The sequence below is a fragment of the Roseovarius halophilus (ex Wu et al. 2025) genome (assembly GCF_047086965.1).
In genome coordinates, this window is record NZ_JBKOTX010000626.1 from 1 (window position 1) to 280 (window position 280).

General features: G+C 64.3%; 1 protein-coding gene. It reads right to left on the reverse strand.

Going from position 1 to position 280, the window contains the following annotated elements; all coding sequences use genetic code 11:
• Positions 1 to 219 (reverse strand): hypothetical protein (locus ACH107_RS33785; RefSeq protein WP_412509920.1); only part of this gene is annotated, 219 nt, incomplete at its 3' end.
• Between the last annotated feature and the right edge of the window lie 61 nt (positions 220 to 280).

Consider the following 280-nt stretch of genomic DNA (forward strand, 5'->3'; position numbering starts at 1 on the left):
CGGGCCAAGGTAGGTGACGGGGCTGCCGTCGGTGTCCACCATTTGCCACGTCCCGTCCGGTTGCAGGCACGCCGTGCCTTGCACCTCCTGCATGACGCCGTTGATCTCGGTTTGCCCCGTCATCGGCTGGCAGGTGCCGACCGGCACGTCTTGCGCCGTCGCGCATGCGCAGATGCCCAGCGTGATCAGCGCCATCGTCAAGGTTGTCAGACGCTTCATGTTCATCCCCCAACACCAGGAATGCCCGACGTCTCAATACGCGCTGCAGCGGTGGTTCAGT